This is a genomic window from Acinetobacter sp. N1-1, from assembly GCF_056711485.1.
The window spans coordinates 2,107,738-2,131,988 of sequence record NZ_JBWXUO010000012.1 but is presented as its reverse complement, the minus strand read 5'-3'; the positions used below and the strand labels follow the sequence as shown (position 1 = coordinate 2,131,988).

The window sequence follows — 24,251 nt, the reverse complement described above, 5'->3', positions numbered from 1 at the left end:
TCAGTTATATATTTTTTTGCGATAAAATTGAACAATAGATATGTTAATTTATGAAAAATGCTGCAATTTATTACAATAAATTGCAGTGTGAAAAGACTATGCAATATAACGAGATGGTTTATGATTCATTGCAATAATGAAGTTTAAAATAACTGCTCCAAGAATAGATACTCCCAGTACATGCCAATCAACAAAGAAAGCAGATACAGCTAAAATTGAAATATCAATGCCCATTTGTACTTTACCAGCAGCAATTTTATAGTGGCTTTGTATGAAAAGTGCCAATAAATTAATGCCACCTAAACTTGAGCGATGGCGGAAAAGTATAAGAAAACTTACACCCATAAGAATATTTGCAACAATTGTTGAATAGAAAGGGTTGAGATCTTTAATATGAAAAAATTGGGGAGTAAACTCTGAAAATAATGATAATAAGCCAACGGCAATAAAAGTTTTGACGACTAAAGCAATGCCCATCTTCTTATAAGCAAAATAATAAAAAGGAATGTTAATTAAAAAGAAAACAGTTCCGAACTTTAATCGTATAATATAATGAATAAGTAAAGCTAAACCTGCTGTACCACCCGTCATAATACCTGAAAATTGAAGTAAGTTAAGAGCAAATGAAAGTACAAATGTGCCCATCATCATTGCAAGTATATCTTCAAACGTTGTGTGTTTGTCTATGGGTGATAATGGTGCAATATTAGATTGAGGGTTTCCATTTTTTGGAGTTTTTGTATCCATAACAGGTGTTCTCTAAATAACAAGTAAAATATAGCTATGCATAATTTATGCAAAAATAATGCCATTTAGAGATTTTTAACTATTTTATATTGTAAATTGAATTATTATCCTAATAAGTTGAAATATTTTTAATTTTTAAAAAACTTAATAAAAATAATGCTTTAGTTAATAAGCAGTTGTTGTTAATTGGTGCGACCACATATTTTTGCACTAAATTAGTGCAAAATTCAAAATAAAACCTATCGATTTCTTATAAATAAATATGATTAATAATTGATCGAATTCTCTTTAAGCTTTTCTAAAACAATTGAGGTGTTGAGATCGCATATACAAAACTCATTTGATGAAAGGCGTGAAATTAGATGGCTCATTTCGTTAAAGTCTTTTACTGCAACTTTAAAGATAAAATCATAGTGTCCTGTCAGTTTATAGATATCTTTGATACTGGATGTTGTTTGTGCAAAATTTATAAAATTCTCATAATTTTCATGGTTATAGTTTGTAATTTTTAATTCAATAATACCTGTAATTGGAGTAGGGTCTGCAATAGGTGATATTTGTGCATAGTAACCCGCAATGATATTTTTTTGCTCCAAAAGTATTCGTCTACGTGAACACTGGGATGTGGATAGCCCAATCATTTCCGCAAGTTCTTGATTGGTAAGGCGACCATTTTTTTGTAAATAATGAATAATTTTACAGTCATATTGATCGAGTTGTATGCTCATTGCTTACCCACTTGCAAGATTATAAAGTTTTTATTCTAGAAGATTTAAAAATCAATAAGCAAACTTTTTAAAGATATTGTATAAGATATATGGAATATTGTTCTTAAAATAGTCAATAAATGCTTTTTAATCCTATTTATTGGTTAAATTTAGAAATAATTGGTTGTTTTTTGTGTATTTAGGCATGATTTTTGCATTTATTCTATTGTTAAAATGTACGAGCTGAATTCGATGCAAGATCAACATCACCTTAAAAAGAAATTATCTAATAGGCATATTCAACTAATTGCTTTAGGTGGAGCAATCGGTACTGGATTGTTTTTAGGAATTAGTCAAACTATCCAACTCGCAGGTCCATCTGTAATTTTAGGCTATGGTATTGCAGGGTTTATTGCATTTCTGATTATGCGTCAATTGGGTGAAATGATTGTTGAGAACCCAGTAAGTGGTTCTTTTAGTCAGTTTGCCTATGACTACTGGGGAAAGCTTCCAGGATTTATTTCAGGATGGAACTATTGGATTTTATATATCCTTGTTGGAATGGCAGAATTAAGTGCGATAGGGGTATTTGTTAATTATTGGTGGCCTGACTTTCCTAAATGGGCATCAGCACTTATATTTTTTATGCTTATTAATATTATTAATTTTATTAGTGTTAAGTTCTTTGGGGAAATGGAATTTAGTTTCTCGTGCATTAAAATTATTGCTATTCTTTGCATGATTTTCTTTGGGATATATCTATTAATTAGTGGTGAGGGTGGTGAGCATGCCACAATAACTAATTTATGGGCGATTGGTGGTTTCTTCCCAAATGGTCTACACGGCTTAATTATGGCAATGGCAGCAATTATGTTTGCTTTTGGTGGCTTGGAATTGTTGGGTATTTCTGCAGCAGAAACGGCTTCTCCTGAAAAGACTTTGCCAAAGGCAATTAATCAAGTTGTATATAGAGTACTGATCTTCTACATTGGATCAATTGCTGTTTTATTAAGTTTATATCCGTGGAGTAAGGTTGCTGAAGGAGGAAGTCCATTTGTAATGATTTTTCATTCCTTAAATAGTAATCTGATCGCAGGGATTTTAAATTTTGTAGTATTAACCGCGGCAGTATCTGTATATAACAGCTGTGTATATAGTAATAGCCGTATGCTACTTGGCTTGGCTCAACAAGGTAATGCGCCTAAAGCACTTGGGAAAATCAATAGTAGAGGGATTCCTGTACAAGCACTTGCATTTTCATCACTATGTACTGTGGGATGTGTTGCAATCAATTACTTTGTACCTGACAAAGCATTTTCTATGCTTATGTTATTGGTAGTAGCTGCATTAATTATTAACTGGTTAATGATTTCAATAACACATTTAAAGTTTCGTAAGGTTAGAGAGCAAGAAAACAAAAAAAGTAAGTTTCCAAGTTTCTTGTATCCACTTACTAACTATATAACGATTGTGTTCATGTTAGCTATATTGGCAATTATGTTGTTTTCTGATGGTATGCGCATTGCTGTGTTTATGTTGCCTATATGGTTAGCCGTCTTATCTATTGCCTACATGGTTAAAGAAAAGAAAGCCTAAGATTAAATACTGAGGCAATATACACTTGCTGTTTTAATTAAAAAAAGACCAAATTTTGGTCTTTTTTATTTATAATTGAATGTATCGTTGCATTGCTGTACGTATTTGCTTTAGGTAGCCTGTAAAGAAATGGTTGGCACCAGGGAAAATAGTAATTGCATGTTTTTGTGGCTTTGCCCACGCAATAGCATCAGAAAGTAAAGTTACATCATCGGCCTCACCATGAATTAGCAAGATATCACCGCTAATTTCTGGGGTTTTGTAATGTCTTAAGCCTTGAACTGTTGCTGTTGGTAAGCCACACAAGATGAGTTGTTCAGGGCGTAGCTGTTCATTGAGTGTATGATAAGCTTTTGCCATAACATGTGCGCCAAAACTAAAGCCTCCTGCAAAAAAGCGTAAGTTGGGGTTTTGCTGGCGAGCATATTTAATGACGAATAGAATATCTTCTGTTTCACTAAATCCCTCATCGTGAATACCTTCACTTTGTCCTGAACCTCTAAAGCTTGGACGATAGACGACACAGCCACGTTCTTTTAAAATTTGTGCCATAAGTGCAGGGACTTTATGATGGGGCGTACCGCCTTGCAATGGGTGAGGGTGACATACAACGGCAAATCCTTTTGCAGTACCTTCTGGATAGTCTACAAATACTTCGATTTTACCTACGGGGCCATCTAAAAAGATTGTATCTGTCATAAACTTTTTATGTGTGTTTAAAAAGAAAGGCTTATGATACCGATAATTGTCATTAAAAACACAAATTGGCTTTCAAAATAACGTACTGTTATAGTTATATCATAGAAAATAATGATTAGGATCTACAATGCTAGCGCTTGTTTCCCCAGCAAAAACATTAGACTACGAAACATATTTACCAACAGATCAATTTACACAACCAAGGTTACTTGAGCAGTCTGAAAAATTGATTGATGTTTGTCGTCAGCTTTCAGCATCACAAGTTGCAAGTTTAATGAGTGTAAGTGAAAAAATAGCTCAATTGAATGTAGAGCGATTTAGAGATTGGCAAAAAGATTTTGATTTTTCTAATGCTCGACAAGCAATTTTTGCGTTTAAAGGAGATGTCTATACAGGTCTAGATGCATATAGTTTATCGGATACAGATCTTTCTTATGCACAAACTCATTTTAGAATGCTTTCAGGGTTGTATGGTCTATTACGCCCATTTGATTTAATGATGCCTTATCGCTTGGAAATGGGTACACGATTAGTAAATGATCGTGGTGCGAATTTGTATCAGTTTTGGGGCGATCGTATTACACAAGTCATTAATCAAGACTTAGAAAATGCAAATGCTAAACTTTTGTTAAATGTTGCTTCAGACGAATATTTTAAAGCAGTCAAAACAGCAAAAGTGCAGGCAGATATTATTAAACCTGTATTTCTTGATCAGAAGAATGGACAATATAAAGTCATTAGCTTTTATGCAAAAAAAGCACGTGGTCTCATGGCACGCTTTATGTTGGAAAATAAGATTGATCAAGTCGAAGGTCTGAAATCATTTAATGTTGATGGATATTATTTTGATGTAGATAATTCAAGCCAAAAAGAACTTATATTTAAAAGAGATGAGGTGAGTAGATAGAACTACTCACATTTTTTAAAGATTTTTAAATGCAGATAAAGCACGTTCACGACTTGCCTTTAAATCTACAATAGGTTGAGGGTAGCCAGATACCTGCAACTTGGGTGCATGTATCTGCTTATTATCTAGATGTCGAAGCTCAGGTATCCATTTTCGAATATATTCACCTGTCGGGTCAAAGCGTTGTGATTGTGTGATTGGGTTAAAAATTCTAAAATAGGGAACAGCATCTGTACCTGTAGAAGCTGACCACTGCCAACCTCCGTTATTAGCAGAAAAATCACCATCTAGTAGATGTTGCATAAACCACTTTTCGCCAATACGCCAATCTATCAGTAAGTTCTTACTTAAAAACATTGCACAAATCATTCTTACCCGATTGTGCATCCATCCCGTTTCTTTTAGCTGGCGCATACCTGCGTCGACTATAGGAAACCCTGTTTCTCCATTTTGCCATTTTTTTAGGTCTTCTAAGCTGTTTCTCCATTTAATTTTTTGTGTTTCTTTTTTAAATGGTAGGTGTTTACATATATGTGGGAAATCCACCATAACATGTTGATAGAATTCACGCCATAAAAGTTCATCTATCCATGTTTGTTGACCTTTGTTTTTGATTGAAAAGATGTAGTCATTTTCTTTGAGTATTTCTTCTAAACATTGGCGTACAGAAATAGTACCAATGTTAAGATAAGGCGATAACTGGCTTGTACCATCTATAGAGGGAATATCTCTTTTTTCATCATAATGGCTTATTTTATATTTTATAAACTTATGTAATTTTTTTTGTGCTATTTTTTCACTGATCTCTAATTGGAATGCAAGATGAGTTTTATCATGCTTAAAGTTAGAAATGAGGTCTGTAATAGATTCATTTTCAATATTACTGAGATCTACTTTGGTTTGGCTCTTAGGTAGTGGATAGCATCTAGGTATAGAGATGCTGAGTCGTTCATAGCATGTCTTTTTAAAAGCTGTAAATACTTTATATGGTTCGCCAGATTGATTGCGAATACTTTGTGTTGGAAATAGTGTTCTGTCTTCAAATAGGTGGAAGCTCTTTTTAAATTTAGCCAAATCCATTCTGACTTGACTATCTCGTTGTTGCTCATTGAATGCTAATTCGGTGTTTGCGTAGACGGTATCAATATTTAACTTTTGACAGAGCGATGAGATATAGTCAAACAATCAAAAATATAAGACAATATGGAAATGAGTTATTCAGAACATTTTAGACGAAAAGTTATAGCGAAGCTTGAGGAAGGACATTCCATACGAGCGGTATCGACACAATTTGAGATTGATAAAAATACAATTTTGAGTTGGAAAAAAAGAATTGAGGTTAAAAGAACTCGCCCACGGAAACCTTTTAAAATTGAGGATGATGCACTACGTGCTGATGTTGAGAAATATCCAGATGATTATCAATATGAGCGTGCTGTACGCTTTTCCTGCTCAGCTGCATCTATTGGTTATGCATTAAAACGTTTAGGAATCACAGTGAAAAAAAGACCTTACGCCATCCACAAGCAAAAGAATCCCTCAGATCCGCATTCACCAAAGCTTTAGATCATCTTCAAAAAAAGCATCCCATTGTTTATCTTGATGAAAGTGGGTTTAAATCACACGATTATCGACCTCATGGTTACTCTCCTAAAGGAGCACCATGTTATGGATTATTTAATTGGCAATTAAATAATCAGACCAATGCCATTGGTGCATTGTATGAAAATAAGTTGTTTAGCGTTGGGCTATTCAATTGTAAAATTAATTCAGATGTATTCCATTTCTGGGTAGAGCATTTTCTTATTCCTGAATTACCTAGACACAGCATCATTGTGATGGATAATGCGACGTTTCACAAACGAGCAGACACACAGGAGTTACTAGAACATCATGGGCATCATATTTTATGGTTACCGCCTTATAGTCCTGATTTGAATTCCATTGAAAAGACATGGGCATGGATTAAGAAAAAGAGAAAAGAATGGCAAGAGGATTGTATTGATCGACTCTTTCAGATGTTTTTTCATGTCTGTATGAGTAATTAGATTGTTTGACTATATATGTAGGGATATTATCCCACCATGGAGTGGTTTTTATAATTAAGGGAATATTTAGCCGTTCTAACTCGGTTTGAAGATTTTGAAGTTGGCGTAAATAGAGATAAATTTTGCTTGGTGCATCGTCATGGCTATGCCACTGTTGTGGAGAAATAATGGCGAGAGCAATGCAATCTTGGCTATTTTGAGTTGCATGCCATAAGCCTACATTGTCATTTAAGCGTAGGTCTTGACGAAACCAAAATAAGTGTCTAGTCATTTTTATTTTATTGGAAAAAGGTGGGTTGATATATTTTATGTGGATATAAATAAAAAAAGCAAAGCTTGCGCTTTGCTTTTTAGAAGAAACCAACTTAGTGTTGGTGACCGCCTGCACCATGTACATGACCGTGCTCAATTTCTTCTTCAGTTGCTTCACGTACGTCTGCAACTTCAACATCAAATGTTAAGTCTTGACCAGCAAGTGGGAAGTTCGCATCTACAAGAACTGTATCGCCTTCAACACCTTTTACAGTAACGATTTGTACACCGTCATCTGTTTGTGCTTGGAATTGCATACCAGGCTCAATTTTTTCAACGCCTTGGAACATTTGAGCAGGAACTTGCTGTACTAAATCTGGGTTGTATTCGCCATAACCTTCAGAAGCAGGTACAGTGATTTTGAATTTATCACCAGCAACTTTACCTTCTAAAGCTTTTTCTAGACCAGGAATAATGTTACCTGCACCGTGCAAATATGTAAGTGGTTCACCTTGAGATTTATCAAGTGTTTCACCCTCAGCATTTGTTAGTGTGTAGTGGAATGAAACCACGTTGTTATTTGCAATAGCAGTCATATTGTCTATCCAATTTGTGTTTTAAGTAAATACCTCAACATAAAAACAGCAACTTTACAAGGTTTGCCATATTTTATTTATAAAGAAGTATTGCTCATTTACTTTAATAGTATGAGGGTCATATATAAAAAATCAATGAAACTATGATCTAAAAGTGTACAACCTATGTTTTTTAAATGAATATTAACCACATAGGTTGTAAAATTTCACTTAAAAATTAGTACAGTTTGATTTTTGGGCCAACTCGGCGAGTTACAAAATCTTTTGTCATCATTAAACCAGCTTGACCATAACCATGAACATTTGCTTGATGAATGCGGTATAAAGATGCATACATAGAGCGTGCAAGTGCGCCATGAACTTTTACTTGTCCCAAAATTTGTCCTATAGCTTTGTGGCGACTTAGAGAAACTAAAGAGCCTTTGTCTGTAAAGCTGAACATTGGAAGCTGTGCACCACGTAACCGTGCAGCAAGTGCTTGGGTTAAGAAAGTCGCTTGTTGGCTTGCAACTTGTGCCCTCGGGCCTAAAGGTGGTTCTTTTGCATCAGGTTGGCAGTGTGCACAATCGCCAAATGCAAAAATGTTTGGATCAGTCATCGTTTGAAGTGTTGCGTATACCTTAAGACGGTTAATTCTATCTTTTTCAAAGTTGCTGAACTGTTCTAAAACTTCTGGTGCTTTAACACCTGCTGCCCATACTTTCATACTTGCAGGAATTGTTTTTCCATCTGCAAAAATAATAGAGTCGGCAGTGACTTCACTTACTTTATGATTAGTAAGTACTTCAATTCCCATTTTCTCTAAAGTTTTTTGTGTTTGTGCTGAAATAGCTTCAGACAAAGCAGGCAAGATACGCTGAGTTGCTTCAATTAGCGTAATCTTTACTAGCTTTGGATCAATTTTATTTAAACCATATTGATGAAAGTTTTCTTTAGCATCAATAAGTTCAGCAGCAAGTTCAACACCTGTTGCACCCGCACCAATAATTGCAATATTAAGTGCAGATACGGTTTGACGATTTTGTGCATTTAAATAAAGGTGGAATAAGTCTTGCTGGAAGATTTCTGCTTGTTCTCTGTTATCTAAGAAATAGCAGTTGTCACGAACGCCTTTGGTATTAAAGTCGTTACAGCGAGAGCCAATCGCCATCACCAGTGTATCGTAGTTGATTTCTGTATAGCCATCTTGACAATACTTTTCAGAAATTTGAGGGGTGCTAATTTGAATCTTTTTCTGTTCACGGTCTATAGTTTCAAATTGACCTAGAATAAATTGATAATTGTGTTTTTTTGCATGAGCAAAATAGTTGGTTTCTTCAGCATGAGGATTAAGCGTACCAGCCGCAATTTCATGGAGAAGAGGCTTCCAAATATGAGATAAAGATCGGTCAATTAAGATGATCTGTGCTTTCTGGTGTTTACCAAGAGTATCTCCGAGTTGTGTTGCTAACTCTAAGCCCCCAGCTCCTCCACCAACGATAACAATACGGTGTAGCGCCTTACTCATAACTTGCGTTTGCCTTTATGCTTGAATGATAAAAGATGACATCTTAAGGTTATTAAATGTCATCTTTTAATAAATGTAAACGATTATCGTTTATTTGATCGGATAAACGATAGTTTCCGCAGTATTATCAGAGAAGAACGGCAAAATATGCTTTAACCAATGAATAAAACGTTCAAAGAAATTGGCACGTTCTAGTTCAACTTTTGCTGACAATGGAAAATCTTCAATTAATTGATTATTTTGGAAAACTTTAACATTTGCAAGGTTCATTTCCTGATTTAATGGCGCAGTGAGTTGTTTTTGATCAAGTTGTATTGATAGCTGTGTTTTTGTGTCCTGTAATGGTGCAATAGTTTGGCTGTCTATACTAATTAAGCCACTGGTATTGCTAAAATTTTTCATATTTATTGGGCTGTTTGAGTCATATAATGATGTTGTGATGATCTTTGTGCTATTCGCCTTTAAAGTAAATGTATTCTGTTTTCCTTCAATAACAGGAAATTGGGCAATTGGTTGGTTAGCCTTAATTGCGACTTCATCACGTGTATAGTTAAACGCCATGTTCATGAGCTCATAAGCAACTTCTGCGCGTTTATAAGCACTTTTTGTACCCATAACAACGACAATAAGACGACGCTCGGGAAGTTGTGTATTAACCGTTGGTCTTTTTGCAGTCAGTGCAAGGTTATAGCCTGCGGCTGCTGTATAGCCTGTTTTTAAACCGTCAACAGTAGGATCTTGTTTAAGTAGAATGTTGGTTGCATGGTGAGTATGCCCATTCCATGAGTAACTCGTTTGTTTAGAGTAATATAAATATTGTGGATATTGTTGTATGAGTATGTTTGCAAGCTTGGCTAAATCTGCAGCAGATGCATAATGACCATCCATAGTGATACCAGCAGGGTTGGTAAAGTGAGTATCTGTCATTCCGAGTGCTTTGGCTTCATTATTCATCATTTCCACGAAATGGGGAATGTCTCCACCTAATTGCTGTGCAAGTGTTACAGCAGCATCATTGGCAGACATAACGATGAGGCCACTTAAAAGTTGGTCTATAGTAATCTGTTGTCCTTGACGTAAGAACATCTGAGATTCATCTGGTTGAACAATATGGACGACATTTGATGCGGTAATGACATCTGTTGTTTTAAGTTTACCTTCTTGAATTGCTTTGAGCGTAAGGTAAGCAACCATCATTTTAGTTAAAGATGCAGGAGCACGTTGTGCATGACTGTTATGTTCAGCTAAAGTTTGTTTAGACTGTGGATCATAGATAATCCATGAAGCGGCTTCGACAGAGTCTGGATTAATTGTTAGAACACTGGCATGTATAGTTGTTGTGCATAGTAATGCCATGAAACTTGTGAGGAGCAGGGTGAAACGTTTCAAAAGAGCCGCCTTAAGGATGAGCTAGAGGTGGAAAAATACTATATAAAACTTAAAAAGAATTAAAATTTAGGTATGTATATAGAATCCGTACGAAGTATGCGATCTTAGAATAAAAAAATGCTAAGCTAAACCCTTGCTAAGCGAGATTAGGATTAGAATTCTGACTTATGTTGCACTATCAAATAGAATTTGACGATTATAAACAACACCTTATTCATGTAACATTACGTTTTTTGGCAAATCCATCTCAGGTTTTATGGATACCTACTTGGATTCCTGGTAGTTATTTAGTCCGTGAATTTGCCAAACATATTGAGTCTGTAAAAGCATATGATGAGGCTGGTCGTAACTTAACAATAACAAAATTTGAAAAGAATAAATGGCGTTTACATAATACCGATCATGAATTAATAACCGTTGAATATGATGTTTATGCATATGATTTGTCTGTACGTGGTGCATATGTCGATCAGCAACGTTTGTATATCAATCCAGCATGTGTATGTTTAGGTCTAGAAAAACAAGAAGATGTTGCCTGTGAAGTTGAGGTTTTTGTTCCTGAAGCACTAAAACATTTTTCACTTGCGACAGGTTTAAAAACAAAGAGTTTAGTATCGGGTAGACATACGCTTTATGCAAAAGACTATATGCAGTTAATAGATAGTCCTTTTGAGCTAGCAGAGCAAGACCGCTTTGTATTTAATGTCGAAAATATTCCACATGAATTTGTGCTTTCAGGCAAACACTCAACGAATTTAACGCGTTTGCAACAAGATATAGAAAAAATTTGCCGAACTGAAATTCAAATGTTTGGCTCAGCACCATTTCAAAATTATGTTTTTATGACGATTGCTACAGGCAATAGTTATGGTGGGTTGGAGCATCCGAATTCGACAAGTTTAATAACCCCACGTGATGATTTGCCCAAGATGAATGAACCAGAGGAGCCTTCAGCAGCGTATCAACGCTTTCTTGGGCTTTGTAGTCACGAATATTTTCATTCTTGGTTAGTGAAATTTATTCGCCCTGAAAATTTTACAAATTATGATTTAAATAAAGAGGGTTATACTTCTTTACTATGGATTTTTGAAGGATTTACGTCGTATTACGATGATCTTATTTTGTTACGCAGTGGTGTGATTTCTCAGGATAGTTATTTAAAACTGTTAAAGGCTCAAATTGACCGTTATTTACAGAATCCGGGGCGCTATATTCAGTCTGTGACAGAGTCGAGTTTCGATACATGGATTAAATTTTATAGACCTGATGAAAATACGAATAATGCAGGTACAAGCTACTATAATAAAGGTGCTTTGGTTGCACTATGCTTAGACTTAAGCTTAAGGAATTATGGGTCTAGTTTAGATGCTGTGATGCGCTGTTTGTATGAGAATGCACAGCAAGGTAAGCAAGTCAATGAGAAGACTATTTTTGAATTATGTCAAAAATTAACAGGCGAAGATTGGACAGAACGTTTGAGCTTCCTTATTCATACGACAGAAGAGCTGCCAATTGAAGAGTTATTATCGAGTGTAGGGGTTTCTTATAAACTAGAAGCAGAAAAAAGCTTACCATTTGGTATAAAAACTATTGAAAAACCTGAAGGGGTTGTTGTTCAGCAAGTGCGCCGTGATAGTGCTGCTGCCCACGCTGGTGTATCTGCACATGATGTGATTATTGCTATTGATGGTATTAAAGCTACTGATCAGAAATTGATAAGCTATTCACAGCAACAAGAAGCATTAGAATTGCATCTGTTTAGACGTGATGAACTGCTATGTTTATCTATAGAAGGGCAAAAAGTAGATTTAAACACAGTGAAACTTACTGTTGTAGATGAGCAAAAAGTCAAAAGCTGGTTGTCTTAATGTATAAAGAGGCATAGAAAGAGCTATGCCTCTTTTACTAATCAGCCGATTTATATGTGGAATAACCATATTGGCTAATTGTGAGAGGAATTTGATAGTGGTCTGTACTACCATCAATCACAAATACGATCGGAATTTCAGTGTAGAAAGCACGCTGATTCTTATTTTTAAACCAATCACCTGTTTTAAATGTAATTTTATAAATGCCTTTGTCTAGCGTTGTTTTTGTACTTGGGTAAAGTGTATCTAAATGACCTTTGTCATCTGTTGTACCTTCACCAATTTTTGTCCATGTATTATTTTGTTGAGCTTCAAGTTCAACATTCATTTGTGTTGCAGGGCCACCTGTCTCAAGGTTTGTGACTTGTACACTAATTGGTGTAATTGCAAAAGCCATGTGAGAAAAGATGAGCCCTGTCATCAGTGTGATTAGTTTCTTCATCGTTATCCTACATAAGTTAGGTTTACAATCTATCATACGGTTTCTTGCAAAAAATGCCGATATGAAAATGTAACTTCACAAATAAGACGACTAAATGAAGGAAGTGATCACTATTTTCTAGATCTACCTCTACCTTTCTTTAAGTTTGGACGTGTGGTGCCATTGGTAATACGACGTGGTCGTTTAGCATCTGTTTTAAAGATTTCAACAAGAACTTCTTCACGCTTTTTATTTTGCTTTCTCTTTTTAGGATCTTCACGTTTCCCTGATTTTTTAGCTGGTGCTTTAAGCTTTTCTATGACTGCTTTGTATTCAGGATAAAGCAAAGGCTCAATTGCGCGTTTTTCTCCAGGGAGTAAGCCAAGTTCAATGAGATCAACTGAACCTATTTGTGTACGAATAAGGCGTAGTGTTGGAAAGCCAACAGCAGCAGTCATACGACGAACTTGGCGGTTACGACCTTCTGATATTTTAATTTCTACCCATGTAGTTGGAATGTTAGCACGGTAGCGAATAGGTGGGTTTCTTTCCCATAGCCAAGTTGGTTCTTCGATGATACGGACTTGAGCTGGTCGTGTTGGACCGTCATTTAACTCTACGCCTGCGGTCAGTTTTTGAATTGCTTCCGCACTAAACTCACCTTCTACTTGAGCAAGGTAGGTTTTATGTTGTTTATTTTTGGGGTGAGTAATAAGCTGATTCAATCCACCTTGATCTGTAAGGATGAGTAAACCTTCTGAGTCACGGTCAAGACGTCCAGATACACGCAAGTCAGGGTCTGTAATAAACTCAGCCAGTGTGGGGTGCTTTTCATCCTCTCTAAATTGAGAGAGGACATTAAAGGGTTTATTCAGTACAGTGATTTTCATGGGAATATCTGCTTTAACAAGAATGGTATATATGTATTGATTTTTTAAATGTAGATTATTTCTAAGCTAAATAACATATTGTGTATATTTACTTTAGAATGATGGCACATTTAAAAAAATGAAAATTGTTCGAAAGACAATAATGTAGTTCGCCAAATATAAAAGGGAGCCTGGCAAATGGGTTATGAAAAGATTGTTGTACCAACAAGTGGTGACAAAATTACCGTAAATGCAGACCGTTCATGGAATGTTCCAAACCGTCCAATCATTCCTTTTATTGAAGGTGATGGTATTGGTATAGATATTACACCTGCCATGAAAGAGGTTGTTGATGCTGCAGTAGAAAAGGCTTACGGTGGCGAACGCTCTATTGAATGGATGGAAGTATACTGCGGTGAGAAGGCAAATGCTAGCTATGGTACATATATGCCAGAAGAAACTTTTGCCGCGATCCGTGATTTTGTTGTTGCGATTAAAGGCCCATTAACAACACCAGTAGGCGGTGGTATTCGCTCATTAAATGTAGCATTACGTCAAGAGTTAGACTTATATGTTTGTTCGCGTCCAGTGCGTTGGTTTGAAGGTGTACCTTCACCTGTAAAGCATCCTGAACAAACAAATATGACTATTTTCCGCGAAAACTCTGAAGATATTTATGCAGGTATTGAATGGAAAGCAGACTCTGACGAAGCGAAAAAAGTTATTAAATTCCTGCAAGAAGAAATGGGTGTGAAAAAAATCCGTTTCTCTGAAGGGTGTGGTATTGGTGTTAAACCTGTATCGAAAGAAGGTACACAGCGTCTCGTACGTAAAGCAATCCAGTTTGCAATTGATAATGATAAGCCATCTGTGACGTTAGTGCACAAAGGCAATATTATGAAATACACAGAAGGTGCTTTTAAAGAGTGGGGCTATGAGCTTGCACAAGAAGCATTTGGTGGTGAGCTAATTGATGGTGGTCCATGGGTAAGTATTAAAAATCCAAAAAATGGTAAAGAAATTATCATTAAAGATGTTATTGCAGATGCCTTCTTACAACAAATTTTAATGCGTCCTGCTGAGTACTCAGTAATTGCAACATTGAACCTAAATGGTGACTATGTTTCAGATGCATTGGCTGCACAAGTAGGTGGTATTGGTATTGCACCTGGTGCAAATATTGGTGATGCAGTGTCTGTTTATGAAGCAACGCATGGCACTGCACCAAAATATGCAGGTCAAGATAAAGTGAATCCTGGTTCAATTATTTTATCTGCCGAAATGATGCTACGTGATATGGGATGGACAGAAGCTGCCGATCTGATTATTAAAGGTGTTTCAGGCGCGATTGCTCATAAAACAGTGACTTATGACTTTGAACGTCTTATGGATGGGGCAACACTGCTCAGTTGTTCAGCATTTGGTAAAGCAATTGTAAAAAATATGGATGCTTAAATCTGTATTAAGTCTGAAAAGCTCTATCATTTGATAGAGCTTTTTTATTCTTATAAAAATTTAAACTAAGCTTAGTAAGAAAAAAGAATAACGATATTTTTATGTTTTTTGTGTTTTTAAGATCTTGTTTTTAAAATAAAAAATAATATTATGAAAATAAAGGCTAATTATATTAAAATTTTGAAGAAGAGAATGGCTCTCGTTATTTATCTATTTACTTTATAATAAATGGTAATTATATCTGATTTTGAGAATAGCCATTTGGCTAGGAGTTGCGATGAGCATGCCACTTATCATAAACACTGTGGTGTTTGTGATTTTACTATTGTTGCTTGCACAAACACGTAAAACAACATGGAGTCTTTCTAAGAAAGTACTTTCAGGGCTAGTGCTGGGTGTGCTGTTTGGATTAGGACTACATTTAGTTTACCCGACAGGTGCTCAAATTTTAACTGATTCGATTAGTTGGTTTAATATTGTTGGTAATGGTTATGTGAAACTTTTACAAATGGTTGTTATGCCACTGGTTTTTATTTCTATTTTGAGTGCAGTGGCAAAATTGCATACAGCGACGTCTTCTTTGGGAAAAATAAGTTTTCTTAGTATAGGTACGTTGCTTGTAACCACATTTATTGCAGCTTTAGTTGCTGTTTTTGTGACGCGACTTTTTGGTTTGACTGCAGATGGTCTAGTACAAGGTGCAGCTGAAACAGCACGTTTGAGTGCATTACAATCTGACTATGTTGGAAAATTGACTGATTTAAGTGTTCCCCAGTTTATTTTATCTTTTATTCCGACCAATCCATTTGCAGATTTAACAGGTGCAAAACCAACTGCAATTATTAGTGTAGTCATTTTTGCAGCATTTTTGGGTGTGGCAGCTTTACGCTTACTTAAAGATGATGAAGCAAAAGGGAAGTATGTTTTAACAGCAATAGATACTGCACAAATGTGGATCATGAAGCTTGTTCGTTTAGTGATGACATTAACGCCGTATGGTGTTTTTGCACTGATGACAAAAGTTGTTGCAAGTTCAAACTTGGCAGATATTTTAAAACTTGGTGGCTTCTTAGCAGCTTCTTATGTTGGTATTGCTATCATGTTTGTTGTACATGCGCTTATCTTGGCAGGCTCAGGAATTAACCCAATTCGTTTCTTTAAGAAAGTATGGCCTGTGATTACTTTTGCATTTACAAGCCGATCTAGTGCTGCAAGTATTCCAATGAGTATTGAAGCACAAACTAATCGTATTGGTGTACCTGAGTCAATTGCGAGCTTTTCAGCATCGTTTGGTACAACAATTGGTCAAAATGGCTGTGCAGGATTATATCCTGCAATGCTTGCAGTGATGGTTGCGCCAACAATGGGGGTAAACCCTTTAGATCCTTTATGGATATTAACTCTGGCTGGTATTGTGACCATGAGTTCAATTGGTGTGGCAGGTGTAGGTGGTGGAGCAACATTTGCTGCACTTATCGTATTACCTGCATTAGGGTTCCCAATTACATTGGCTGCATTACTTATCTCAATTGAACCATTAATTGATATGGGAAGAACAGCATTAAATGTTAACGGCTCAATGACAGCAGGTACTTTTACGAGTCAGGTCATGGGACTGACAGATAAAAATAAATTTGATCAGGAAAATGATAAAGATCTCGTAAATAGTTGATCATTTGAAGTATATTAAAAGAGCAAATGTTTTTAGCATTTGCTCTTTTTTTTGAGGATATAATAATGAAGATGTACCAAGTTGATGCATTCACAACACAATTATTTAAAGGAAATCCTGCGGCAGTTATTGTATTAGATGATTGGTTAGATGACGGTTTAATGCAACATATTGCACTAGAAAATAATTTGTCTGAAACAGCATTTGTAAAGAGAAATACATTAAATAACTATGATATTCGCTGGTTTACACCAACAGATGAAGTACCATTTTGTGGACATGCAACATTAGCCAGTGCATTTATTTTATTCCAAGAAGTTGAAGGGCTAGAATATATCGAATTTGAAACACGTGAGTTAGGAACTTTCTATATTCGACAAAAGAATGAAAAAGTTGTCATGAATTTTCCAATTTTAAGAGCAAAGAAGTTAGAAGATTATCCTAAAGCATTAAATACCGCATTTGATATTCCATTTAAGCAAGTGCATTTAAATAATCAGGCCTATATTATTGAATACGAAAATGCTCAACAGGTTTTAGATGTACAGCCAGACTTTTTAAAATTACGAGAAATTAGTTTAGCATCAAAAGAAATTTACGGTAAAACACGTGATATTGTTATTACGGCACAGGGTAATAAAGACTATGATTGCATCAGCCGTTATTTTGCGCCTGCAATTGGTGTAAATGAAGATCCAGTCACTGGTTCAATTCATACAGCTATTATTCCACTTTGGTCTGAAAAATTGGAAAAAGATGTAATTATTGCTTATCAAGCATCATCTAGAGGTGGTTGGTTATATGGTGAAATTTTGCCAAATGATCGTATAGAAATTTCTGGTCAGGCAAAATTATATATGATTGCAGATATTCATATTTAAAAGGAATAGCATATGGCTGAAGTGGTGTTACCTATTGCACAAGATGGTGAAGGTATACTTAAACTCATTGCAGCAAAGGTAAGTGCAAAGGAGTTTGGTTCGTTATGGTTGCGGCAGCTTGTACAAGCAATGCAAACAACTATGAGGTATCATCATGGCGTTGGGATTGCAGCACCACAGGTCTATGTTTCAAAAAGAATTATTGTTGTCGCATCAAGACCAAATCCACGATATCCGAATGCACCAGAAATGCCTGAAATTGTTATGGTTAACCCTGAAATTATTACCAAATCTAGAGAAAGTATTTTAGGGGAAGAAGGGTGTTTGAGTGTGTTCGGAGCAAGGGGAAATGTTTTACGTGCAGATAAATTAGTTGTTGAATACTATACGATTAGAGGTGAAAGAATACAGCAAAATTTTACTGGATTTCCTGCACGAATTATTCAGCATGAAATAGATCATTTAAATGGGGTTTTATTTGTAAGCTATTTATAGATATTTTCATTTTTCTGAAATATTTATCGTGCAAATTAAACAAAGTTAAATGAAATGAGAGACTTAATTTGAAGTTTTAAATAGTAATCAAGTTTTATGTGAAAATAACAATTTAAATAGGTATTTTTTTAGTACACTTTTTGCTCTTAAAGGAGGCGGAAGGTGGTCTTTTAGTGCATAATAAATAAAAATGTCATATAACTGTCATAATTTAATTAAACAATATGGCCACCTATAAAGTTTCGTCATACATGCAGCATGAAAATGAATACATCTTCTAAACAAGATTCCGTACCTCCTGATGCGATGAATAGTAAAAATGTAAATGTGCCTACACCTAAATTCTTCATGCCGGTGTTTCTTACAATTATTATTTCTACACTTGTTTATATCGGATTTCAGCTAAATGCTGATCTTGCAAACGTTCCTCCCCTGAGTCTTTATTCTGTCATTTTACTATCTACAGCACTTTTTATTGCGTTAGGCTTTGAGTTTGTAAATGGTTTTCATGATACAGCCAATGCTGTTGCAACAGTGATTTACACAAATGCTTTGCCTGCACCAATTGCTGTTATGTGGGCAGGTTTTTGTAATTTTCTTGGTGTGTTATTAGCAAGTGGTGCAGTGGCATACGGCATTATTGCTTTGCTTCCTGTTGAACTGATTATGAATGTAGGTAGTGGTGCTGGCTTTGCAATGGTATTTGCATTGTTAATCGCTGCAATTCTATGGAATTTAGGAACATGGTTCTTTGGTATTCCTGCTTCAAGTTCACATACAATGATTGGTTCTATTTTAGGTATTGGTCTTATGAATCATATCCTAAATACTGCAGCTGAGGCTGGAACTAGCGGTATTGATATGGAACAAGTCATGAAAGTAGGTAAAGCACTTCTATTTTCGCCATTAATAGGTTTTGCACTTGCTGCTGTTGTATTCTTACTTGTTAAGTTTGTTTTTAGAAAGCAATTAGAGTTATTTAAAGCACCTGAAGGGAGCAAGCCACCACCTTTAGTTATTCGTGCGTTGCTTATTTTTACATGTACAGGCGTAAGCTTTGCACATGGTTCAAACGATGGTCAAAAAGGAATGGGGCTTATTATGCTTATTCTGATTGGCTTAGTACCACTTGCTTATTCATTAAATAAAAATATTGATAGTAATCAGTTACAAGCGTTTAAGGGATTATCTCAAGAAGCAGCTCTTATTATTTCAGCAGATAATACGCAAAAATATAATCGTAAAGAAGCAAAAGATATTCTGACACGCTATATTCAAGACAAAAAAGCAACCGCTGATGTTTTACCTGCACTTGCAAGTATGACTTACGGTTTAGGGCAAGAGCTGGCACCTTACAATTCTTTGAAAAATATTCCTGAGCAAAGTGTCAGTGATATTCGCAATGAAATGTATTTAAGCACGACAACTTTTAAAGCACTTGGTAAACAAAAAGCTTTACCACAGTGGAATGAGGCTCAACAGAAAACAATTAAATCTTATCAAAAAGGTTTAGATGGTTTCTTACAATATATTCCAAATTGGGTGAAAGTTGCTGTTGCGTTGGCATTAGGTTTAGGCACGATGGTTGGTTGGAAGCGTATTGTTGTGACTGTTGGCGAAAGAATTGGTAAAGATCATATGACATACGGGCAGGGTTTATCTGCTGAGTTAGTTGCAATGACGACAATTGCTGCCGCTGATGGTCTAGGTATGCCAGTTTCTACAACACATGTTTTAAATAGTGCTGTTGCGGGAACAATGGTTGCCAATAAGTCAGGTCTACAATGGTCAACGATTAAAAGTATTATTTCAGCTTGGGTACTGACATTGCCTGTAACAATTATCTTATCAGGCAGTCTATATTGGTTGTTTCTACATATTTTTTAAATACATGAAAGGGCTGATATCAGCCCTTTTTTTTAACTCAAAAAAGGAATGTGAATGAGCTGATTAATAAAGTGAGGAATAATTTTAGGTTCAATAATAATGGTAATAATGATGCCATAAGCTGCACCCCAAAGATGTGCACTATGATTGATGTGATTATTATTACGTTTATTCGACCATATTGTATAAGCGACATAAAGAACAGCAAAAATAATTGCGGGGACAGGTACAAAAAAAACAAAAATTAAGTTCCAAGGCTTAAAAAGAATATATGCAAAAAGAACAGCAGAAACAGCACCAGATGCACCAAGACTTGCCCATTGGAAGTCATTTTTATGCTTTAAATAGCTTGGAAGAATAGAAATAATTAATCCACCTAAATAAAACAGCACAAAGCCCATGTTAAAGGCATATTGACGGTAAAAAATCTCAATTGCACTACCAAAGAAGAATAAAGTGATCATGTTAAAGAGAAGGTGAGCACCATCTGCATGAACAAATCCATGAGTAATGAATCGATCAAATTGTCCTTTTCCTATGGCAGGAGGCCAGAAAATAAGACGATTCATAATATTCTGATTAGAAAATGCCAAAAGTGAAACAATGACAGTAATAATAATAAGTGTAATACTATGGTTAAATGGAAGGTCTAGCATAATATGACAAAGTAGTTAACTTAACTTATCATGACATAAAAAATATAAGATATGAAATTAAAATAAATCCGACGAAATGCATTGATTTTTGGTAATTACCCCATATCTTCAGTTAAACTAAGTACCTTCAGGTTGAGGAAAGATAATATGTCTATGGAAAATGTCGGCACGACTCAGGCAGCAAGTGAAGATATACCAAATCTATTAATTACTCCTTCTGCACAAGAGTACTTAAGCGAATTATTGGCAAAGCAAAATACGCCAGGTATAGGTGTACGTGTATTTGTAGAAAATGCAGGAACGCCACGTGCTGAGTGTTGTATGGCATATAGTGCCCCTGATGAAGTCGTTGAAACTGACTATAAGCAAGACTATCCTGACTTTCCAGCATTTGTTGATGCGCCATCCATTCCATATCTTAAAGATGCTGTCATTGACTATAATAAAGATCGCTTTGGTGGACAGCTCACATTTCGCGCTCCAAACTCTAAAGTACCTCGTGTAGGGCCAGATGCTTCTATGGAAGAGCGTATCACTTATGTATTACAGTCTGAGATTAATCCTGGATTGGCAAGTCATGGTGGGAACTGTAGTTTAGTTGCTGTTGAAGAAAATGAAGAGCATGGTTTAACGGCAGTTCTAAAATTCGGTGGTGGTTGTCAGGGATGTTCAGCAATTGATGTAACTTTAAAGCAAGGTGTTGAAACAACATTGAAAGAATATATACCTGAATTACAACGTGTGGTTGACGAAACAGATCACTCTAAATCTGAAGGTGCTTATTATAAATAAGTAGTTAACGAGAAAAGGCGCATATTGCGCCTTTTTTATATCTGTTTTAATAGCTTTAAGGTGTCTTCATTATAGTAAAAATCTGCTAAAAGTGTGTATATTCGTGACTTTAGATAGCCTTCATCAATAAGCTGTTCAATAATTGGCTTGAACATAGATGTAAACTCCTCCTGAAGAAATGCTTCATCTATATTTAAACTTTTAAATAAGTAACTGAAAGTATGATCTTTGTTATGGTTGTACCATGTATGTAGGCTGTCTTGTAATCCTATTTTCGCATAATCTGTTTGTCTAAAAGTATTCCAAAACTCATTTATAATATCGACCAACTCGGTCAGGTTGTCTGTAGATAGTGGCTTAGTTACTTTAGAAAGCGTCGTATCTTTAATTTGGTGCCACAGCTCTGCTTGTAAATGATAGAGTCGATCATTTGTTAAATGTTTATTTAAAACATGTTCGCTCATATGACCTAATTTTAAGATATTTTTTTCTACATATTGAGCGATTGTCTTTTCTAAAGTTGCATCAGTCATATTTTCAAAAACTGATTTTCCAACTTTCATGATTTTACTCATGTTCGATATTTTTGAAGATAAATTTTCGTCAAAATATTGTTGAATGGCTTGCTGAATAAGTTGTGCCATGATTGTAGAAAAAGAAGGGTGATTGATAATAAAATGTATAAATGCTTGTCGAGATGTTTCTTTATTTGCAATAAACTGGGCTAAACGGTCGACTGTCATGACATCTATAATGTGTGCAATTTTAGTATTATTATTGACTGAATGGACGGCTGAAAAGTGAAGCTGCTGTGCAAAGTTTTTTAAAAGTATAGAGGGGAGTGCTTTATCTAACATCTTTTTTTTAATACAAAGATATATTGGCTCTGGTGTTCCAAAGTCTTTAATTTTTTTGGTTGATAACCAATGATATAGTGAAATTGCTTCATCATTAATATATGTTTTTGAATTTAAAACGTCTTCTAAAAATGCAATTTGAGATTCTATAAGTTGTTCAATAATAGGGTTTTTTAGACGATTGTCCATATGAGAGGTCTTATTGTAAGTACAATTTATTTATAGTATAACGTGCTAAGTTGATCAGGCTATAGTTTTCCGTATTTAAAATAGCATTTTGTATAAGATTGATAGGTATAAATGTAGTGTGTAGACCTTTTTAGTCAGTGACAAGCATGCTGTCGCCACCTAGAATATAGCCAATTTATTATTTTGATAAAACGAGATAGGAAAAATCATGCTGACAGCACAAGAAGCACTAGATCGCTTAAAACAAGGAAACCAGCGTTTTGCAAATGGTAAATCATCTATTCCAGACTTAATCTCTCAAGAGCATCGCTCGCAGTTAACAGCAGATCAAAATCCATTTGCGATTATTTTAGGGTGTTCAGACTCGCGTGTACCTGCAGAAATTATATTTGACCAAGGGTTAGGGGATCTTTTTGTAATTCGTGTCGCAGGGAATATTGTTGCACCATCACAAGTTGGAAGTGTAGAGTTTGCTGCTGCAAGTTATGATTGTGCTGTTGTAGTCGTGCTTGGTCATAGTCATTGTGGTGCTGTTAAAGCAACAATTGATACACTACGTAATCCAGATCAGCCACCATCAAATAATCTGATGTCGATTGTCAATCGTGTACGTCCATCTGTTGAAATTTTAATGCAAACAGAGTTAAAAGATGATTTACCAAAACTATGTGAACATGCTGTAAGGTCAAATGTATTTGCTTCTGTAAATCAGTTGCGCCATGGTTCATCTGTACTTGAAAATTTAATTGCACAGGGTAAATTAAAAATAGTAGGTGCTGAGTATTCATTAGAAACAGGTGAAGTCACTTTCTTTGATTTCTAAAATATTTTAAACATATTAAAGGCTTAAAATGAGAGCCTTTAATATGTTTTTAATTATTATGTGAACTTAATCATTATTAATTAAATGGATTGCTATTTAAAATATCTATCCATAGCTGATAAACTCCTTGTACTTCATGTTTGCAATATAGGTATATTATAATATTAAGAAAACCACCAAAAATAATAGCCAAAATAGGTTTTGGTAATTTGTAAGTATTTTTTTCGAGTAAATACCAAATAAAACTTAATAATGCCCCCATAATAGTTCCACCAATATGAGCCATATTATTAATATTGGGTGTAAATAAGCCAACACTTAAATTAATAAGCATAACAATAATAAGTGTTTTTTTACTTAAAATAAATTTTTGTGTAGATGTTGGTGGGAAAAATGCCAGTAATGTGAGGGCACCACCAATCCCCATAACTGCACCTGAAGCACCACCATTAATGGTGGGTACAAGATTTTGAGAAAATTTTTCTAGTAATACATAGCTGTTATGAATGCTAAGCCACTCAGTAAATAAGCTACCTGTAATTCCTGCAAGAATGTAAAGTGCAATATAGTAGCAACGACCATATATCTGTTCTGCAATTGAACCAAAAATATAAAGTGACCACATATTTAGAGCTAAATGAATAAAACCAAAATGAAAGAATAGGCATGTGAATATTCTATATGGTTCAGTGGTCATTGTAAGAGGGGCATAGTCTGCACCCCATTGAATAGCATCTATTGCGCTTGGTGTACTGCTATTGACGCCTGTACTAATTTGCAAAGTGTAAAGTAGTGTATTCAAGGCAATAAGAAGTGCCGTAACCCACCATAATTTAAGCCTTAATTTACTTTTATAAAATAAAGGTTGTTCCATTTTATACATGCTATGCTTGGCAAATTTTTAGTCTCAGCTTAACAGAACCTGTGCTTTGGAGAAA

Annotated in this window: 25 protein-coding genes; 12 read left to right on the top strand and 13 right to left on the bottom strand. The window is 35.3% G+C overall.

Going from position 1 to position 24,251, the window contains the following annotated elements:
- Window positions 1-96 precede the first annotated feature (96 nt).
- Both AC1MPL_RS10600 and AC1MPL_RS10595 read right to left on the bottom strand, forming a co-directional pair.
- Window positions 97-747 (bottom strand): YitT family protein, encoded by a 651-nt coding sequence (locus tag AC1MPL_RS10600; RefSeq protein WP_479765915.1) that lies wholly within the window; start codon window positions 745-747, stop codon window positions 97-99.
- A gap of 266 nt (window positions 748-1,013) precedes the next feature.
- Window positions 1,014-1,475: an Lrp/AsnC family transcriptional regulator gene (locus AC1MPL_RS10595; RefSeq protein WP_479765913.1), complete on the bottom strand. Its 462-nt coding sequence runs from the start codon at window positions 1,473-1,475 to the stop codon at window positions 1,014-1,016.
- Window positions 1,476-1,706: 231 nt separating this feature from the next.
- On the opposite strand from AC1MPL_RS10595, the gene AC1MPL_RS10590 reads away from it, so the two are divergent.
- The gene (locus AC1MPL_RS10590; protein WP_479765911.1) at window positions 1,707-3,050 is read left to right on the top strand and encodes an amino acid permease; all 1,344 of its coding nucleotides are present in this window, start codon (window positions 1,707-1,709) and stop codon (window positions 3,048-3,050) included.
- Window positions 3,051-3,119: 69 nt separating this feature from the next.
- Here the strand turns inward: AC1MPL_RS10590 and AC1MPL_RS10585 are convergent, their stop codons facing one another.
- Window positions 3,120-3,749, bottom strand: coding sequence for an alpha/beta hydrolase (locus AC1MPL_RS10585; RefSeq protein WP_479765909.1), 630 nt, complete (start codon window positions 3,747-3,749; stop codon window positions 3,120-3,122).
- 127 nt (window positions 3,750-3,876) lie between these two features.
- On the opposite strand from AC1MPL_RS10585, the gene yaaA reads away from it, so the two are divergent.
- The gene (yaaA, locus tag AC1MPL_RS10580; RefSeq protein ID WP_479765908.1) at window positions 3,877-4,656 is read left to right on the top strand and encodes a peroxide stress protein YaaA; all 780 of its coding nucleotides are present in this window, start codon (window positions 3,877-3,879) and stop codon (window positions 4,654-4,656) included.
- A 15-nt stretch (window positions 4,657-4,671) separates the two neighbouring features.
- Here yaaA and AC1MPL_RS10575 read toward each other — a convergent pair whose 3' ends face one another.
- The gene (locus tag AC1MPL_RS10575; RefSeq protein WP_479765906.1) at window positions 4,672-5,841 is read right to left on the bottom strand and encodes a cryptochrome/photolyase family protein; all 1,170 of its coding nucleotides are present in this window, start codon (window positions 5,839-5,841) and stop codon (window positions 4,672-4,674) included.
- Window positions 5,842-5,865: 24 nt separating this feature from the next.
- Between AC1MPL_RS10575 and AC1MPL_RS10570 the strand changes: the two genes are divergently transcribed.
- Together AC1MPL_RS10570 and AC1MPL_RS10565 are read left to right on the top strand one after the other, a co-directional pair.
- The gene (locus tag AC1MPL_RS10570) at window positions 5,866-6,222 is read left to right on the top strand and encodes an IS630 transposase-related protein (protein ID WP_479763665.1); all 357 of its coding nucleotides are present in this window, start codon (window positions 5,866-5,868) and stop codon (window positions 6,220-6,222) included.
- Window positions 6,105-6,704: an IS630 family transposase gene (locus AC1MPL_RS10565; RefSeq protein ID WP_479766221.1), complete on the top strand. Its 600-nt coding sequence runs from the start codon at window positions 6,105-6,107 to the stop codon at window positions 6,702-6,704. Before AC1MPL_RS10570 ends, AC1MPL_RS10565 begins: the two co-directional genes overlap by 118 nt.
- Here the strand turns inward: AC1MPL_RS10565 and AC1MPL_RS10560 are convergent.
- From AC1MPL_RS10560 to AC1MPL_RS10545, 4 genes are all read right to left on the bottom strand, one after another.
- Window positions 6,622-6,975 carry a deoxyribodipyrimidine photo-lyase gene (locus tag AC1MPL_RS10560; protein ID WP_479766220.1) on the bottom strand — a complete coding sequence of 118 codons (354 nt, stop codon included), beginning with the start codon at window positions 6,973-6,975 and terminating at the stop codon, window positions 6,622-6,624. The two genes, AC1MPL_RS10565 and AC1MPL_RS10560, sit on opposite strands and share 83 nt — an antisense overlap.
- A gap of 94 nt (window positions 6,976-7,069) precedes the next feature.
- Window positions 7,070-7,552, bottom strand: coding sequence for an FKBP-type peptidyl-prolyl cis-trans isomerase (locus tag AC1MPL_RS10555; protein ID WP_479765905.1), 483 nt, complete (start codon window positions 7,550-7,552; stop codon window positions 7,070-7,072).
- 217 nt (window positions 7,553-7,769) lie between these two features.
- Window positions 7,770-9,059 (bottom strand): NAD(P)/FAD-dependent oxidoreductase, encoded by a 1,290-nt coding sequence (locus tag AC1MPL_RS10550; RefSeq protein WP_479765903.1) that lies wholly within the window; start codon window positions 9,057-9,059, stop codon window positions 7,770-7,772.
- A 90-nt stretch (window positions 9,060-9,149) separates the two neighbouring features.
- Complete coding sequence (locus AC1MPL_RS10545; RefSeq protein WP_479766219.1) at window positions 9,150-10,415, bottom strand: D-alanyl-D-alanine carboxypeptidase family protein; 1,266 nt, start codon at window positions 10,413-10,415, stop codon at window positions 9,150-9,152.
- A gap of 200 nt (window positions 10,416-10,615) precedes the next feature.
- Between AC1MPL_RS10545 and AC1MPL_RS10540 the strand changes: the two genes are divergently transcribed.
- Window positions 10,616-12,316 carry a M61 family metallopeptidase gene (locus tag AC1MPL_RS10540; RefSeq protein ID WP_479765901.1) on the top strand — a complete coding sequence of 567 codons (1,701 nt, stop codon included), beginning with the start codon at window positions 10,616-10,618 and terminating at the stop codon, window positions 12,314-12,316.
- Between the two features lie 37 nt (window positions 12,317-12,353).
- Here the strand turns inward: AC1MPL_RS10540 and uraH are convergent, their stop codons facing one another.
- Both uraH and AC1MPL_RS10530 read right to left on the bottom strand, forming a co-directional pair.
- Window positions 12,354-12,758, bottom strand: a complete 405-nt coding sequence (gene uraH / locus AC1MPL_RS10535) for a hydroxyisourate hydrolase (protein ID WP_479765899.1) — start codon at window positions 12,756-12,758, stop codon at window positions 12,354-12,356.
- 110 nt (window positions 12,759-12,868) lie between these two features.
- Window positions 12,869-13,627, bottom strand: a complete 759-nt coding sequence (locus AC1MPL_RS10530; protein WP_479765897.1) for a pseudouridine synthase — start codon at window positions 13,625-13,627, stop codon at window positions 12,869-12,871.
- A gap of 177 nt (window positions 13,628-13,804) precedes the next feature.
- On the opposite strand from AC1MPL_RS10530, the gene icd reads away from it, so the two are divergent.
- The 5 genes from icd (at window position 13,805) to AC1MPL_RS10505 (ending at window position 19,996) form a co-directional block, all read left to right on the top strand.
- Window positions 13,805-15,061: an NADP-dependent isocitrate dehydrogenase gene (icd, locus tag AC1MPL_RS10525; protein ID WP_479765896.1), complete on the top strand. Its 1,257-nt coding sequence runs from the start codon at window positions 13,805-13,807 to the stop codon at window positions 15,059-15,061.
- A 277-nt stretch (window positions 15,062-15,338) separates the two neighbouring features.
- A complete protein-coding gene (locus AC1MPL_RS10520) occupies window positions 15,339-16,733 on the top strand; it encodes an L-cystine transporter (RefSeq protein ID WP_479765894.1) in 1,395 nt (464 codons plus the stop codon).
- A 65-nt stretch (window positions 16,734-16,798) separates the two neighbouring features.
- On the top strand, window positions 16,799-17,614 hold the full coding sequence (locus AC1MPL_RS10515; RefSeq protein WP_479765892.1) for a PhzF family phenazine biosynthesis protein: 816 nt from the start codon (window positions 16,799-16,801) through the stop codon (window positions 17,612-17,614).
- Between the two features lie 12 nt (window positions 17,615-17,626).
- On the top strand, window positions 17,627-18,109 hold the full coding sequence (gene def, locus AC1MPL_RS10510) for a peptide deformylase (protein WP_479765890.1): 483 nt from the start codon (window positions 17,627-17,629) through the stop codon (window positions 18,107-18,109).
- A gap of 264 nt (window positions 18,110-18,373) precedes the next feature.
- The gene (locus tag AC1MPL_RS10505) at window positions 18,374-19,996 is read left to right on the top strand and encodes an inorganic phosphate transporter (protein ID WP_479765889.1); all 1,623 of its coding nucleotides are present in this window, start codon (window positions 18,374-18,376) and stop codon (window positions 19,994-19,996) included.
- Between the two features lie 32 nt (window positions 19,997-20,028).
- Here AC1MPL_RS10505 and AC1MPL_RS10500 read toward each other — a convergent pair whose 3' ends face one another.
- A complete protein-coding gene (locus tag AC1MPL_RS10500; protein ID WP_479765888.1) occupies window positions 20,029-20,652 on the bottom strand; it encodes a rhomboid family intramembrane serine protease in 624 nt (207 codons plus the stop codon).
- Window positions 20,653-20,799: 147 nt separating this feature from the next.
- On the opposite strand from AC1MPL_RS10500, the gene nfuA reads away from it, so the two are divergent.
- Window positions 20,800-21,444 carry a Fe-S biogenesis protein NfuA gene (gene nfuA / locus AC1MPL_RS10495; RefSeq protein ID WP_479765887.1) on the top strand — a complete coding sequence of 215 codons (645 nt, stop codon included), beginning with the start codon at window positions 20,800-20,802 and terminating at the stop codon, window positions 21,442-21,444.
- 35 nt (window positions 21,445-21,479) lie between these two features.
- Here nfuA and AC1MPL_RS10490 read toward each other — a convergent pair whose 3' ends face one another.
- Window positions 21,480-22,490: a hypothetical protein gene (locus tag AC1MPL_RS10490; RefSeq protein WP_479765886.1), complete on the bottom strand. Its 1,011-nt coding sequence runs from the start codon at window positions 22,488-22,490 to the stop codon at window positions 21,480-21,482.
- Between the two features lie 208 nt (window positions 22,491-22,698).
- Here AC1MPL_RS10490 and AC1MPL_RS10485 point away from each other — a divergent pair, with 208 nt between their 5' ends.
- Window positions 22,699-23,313 (top strand): carbonic anhydrase, encoded by a 615-nt coding sequence (locus AC1MPL_RS10485; RefSeq protein ID WP_479765884.1) that lies wholly within the window; start codon window positions 22,699-22,701, stop codon window positions 23,311-23,313.
- A 76-nt stretch (window positions 23,314-23,389) separates the two neighbouring features.
- On the opposite strand, the gene AC1MPL_RS10480 is transcribed toward AC1MPL_RS10485, so the two are convergent.
- A complete protein-coding gene (locus tag AC1MPL_RS10480) occupies window positions 23,390-24,187 on the bottom strand; it encodes a rhomboid family intramembrane serine protease (RefSeq protein WP_479765883.1) in 798 nt (265 codons plus the stop codon).
- Window positions 24,188-24,251 lie beyond the last annotated feature (64 nt).

Coding starts and splice junctions, on each gene's coding strand:
- AC1MPL_RS10600 (WP_479765915.1), bottom strand. CDS start 747: ATGGATACAAAAACTCCAAAAAATGGAAACCCTCAATCTAATATTGCA.
- AC1MPL_RS10595 (WP_479765913.1), bottom strand. CDS start 1,475: ATGAGCATACAACTCGATCAATATGACTGTAAAATTATTCATTATTTA.
- AC1MPL_RS10590 (WP_479765911.1), top strand. CDS start 1,707: ATGCAAGATCAACATCACCTTAAAAAGAAATTATCTAATAGGCATATT.
- AC1MPL_RS10585 (WP_479765909.1), bottom strand. CDS start 3,749: ATGACAGATACAATCTTTTTAGATGGCCCCGTAGGTAAAATCGAAGTA.
- yaaA (WP_479765908.1), top strand. CDS start 3,877: ATGCTAGCGCTTGTTTCCCCAGCAAAAACATTAGACTACGAAACATAT.
- AC1MPL_RS10570 (WP_479763665.1), top strand. CDS start 5,866: ATGAGTTATTCAGAACATTTTAGACGAAAAGTTATAGCGAAGCTTGAG.
- AC1MPL_RS10560 (WP_479766220.1), bottom strand. CDS start 6,975: ATGACTAGACACTTATTTTGGTTTCGTCAAGACCTACGCTTAAATGAC.
- AC1MPL_RS10555 (WP_479765905.1), bottom strand. CDS start 7,552: ATGACTGCTATTGCAAATAACAACGTGGTTTCATTCCACTACACACTA.
- AC1MPL_RS10550 (WP_479765903.1), bottom strand. CDS start 9,059: ATGAGTAAGGCGCTACACCGTATTGTTATCGTTGGTGGAGGAGCTGGG.
- AC1MPL_RS10545 (WP_479766219.1), bottom strand. CDS start 10,415: ATGGCATTACTATGCACAACAACTATACATGCCAGTGTTCTAACAATT.
- AC1MPL_RS10540 (WP_479765901.1), top strand. CDS start 10,616: ATGTTGCACTATCAAATAGAATTTGACGATTATAAACAACACCTTATT.
- uraH (WP_479765899.1), bottom strand. CDS start 12,758: ATGAAGAAACTAATCACACTGATGACAGGGCTCATCTTTTCTCACATG.
- AC1MPL_RS10530 (WP_479765897.1), bottom strand. CDS start 13,627: ATGAAAATCACTGTACTGAATAAACCCTTTAATGTCCTCTCTCAATTT.
- icd (WP_479765896.1), top strand. CDS start 13,805: ATGGGTTATGAAAAGATTGTTGTACCAACAAGTGGTGACAAAATTACC.
- AC1MPL_RS10520 (WP_479765894.1), top strand. CDS start 15,339: ATGAGCATGCCACTTATCATAAACACTGTGGTGTTTGTGATTTTACTA.
- AC1MPL_RS10515 (WP_479765892.1), top strand. CDS start 16,799: ATGAAGATGTACCAAGTTGATGCATTCACAACACAATTATTTAAAGGA.
- def (WP_479765890.1), top strand. CDS start 17,627: ATGGCTGAAGTGGTGTTACCTATTGCACAAGATGGTGAAGGTATACTT.
- AC1MPL_RS10505 (WP_479765889.1), top strand. CDS start 18,374: ATGAATACATCTTCTAAACAAGATTCCGTACCTCCTGATGCGATGAAT.
- AC1MPL_RS10500 (WP_479765888.1), bottom strand. CDS start 20,652: ATGCTAGACCTTCCATTTAACCATAGTATTACACTTATTATTATTACT.
- nfuA (WP_479765887.1), top strand. CDS start 20,800: ATGTCTATGGAAAATGTCGGCACGACTCAGGCAGCAAGTGAAGATATA.
- AC1MPL_RS10490 (WP_479765886.1), bottom strand. CDS start 22,490: ATGGACAATCGTCTAAAAAACCCTATTATTGAACAACTTATAGAATCT.
- AC1MPL_RS10485 (WP_479765884.1), top strand. CDS start 22,699: ATGCTGACAGCACAAGAAGCACTAGATCGCTTAAAACAAGGAAACCAG.
- AC1MPL_RS10480 (WP_479765883.1), bottom strand. CDS start 24,187: ATGGAACAACCTTTATTTTATAAAAGTAAATTAAGGCTTAAATTATGG.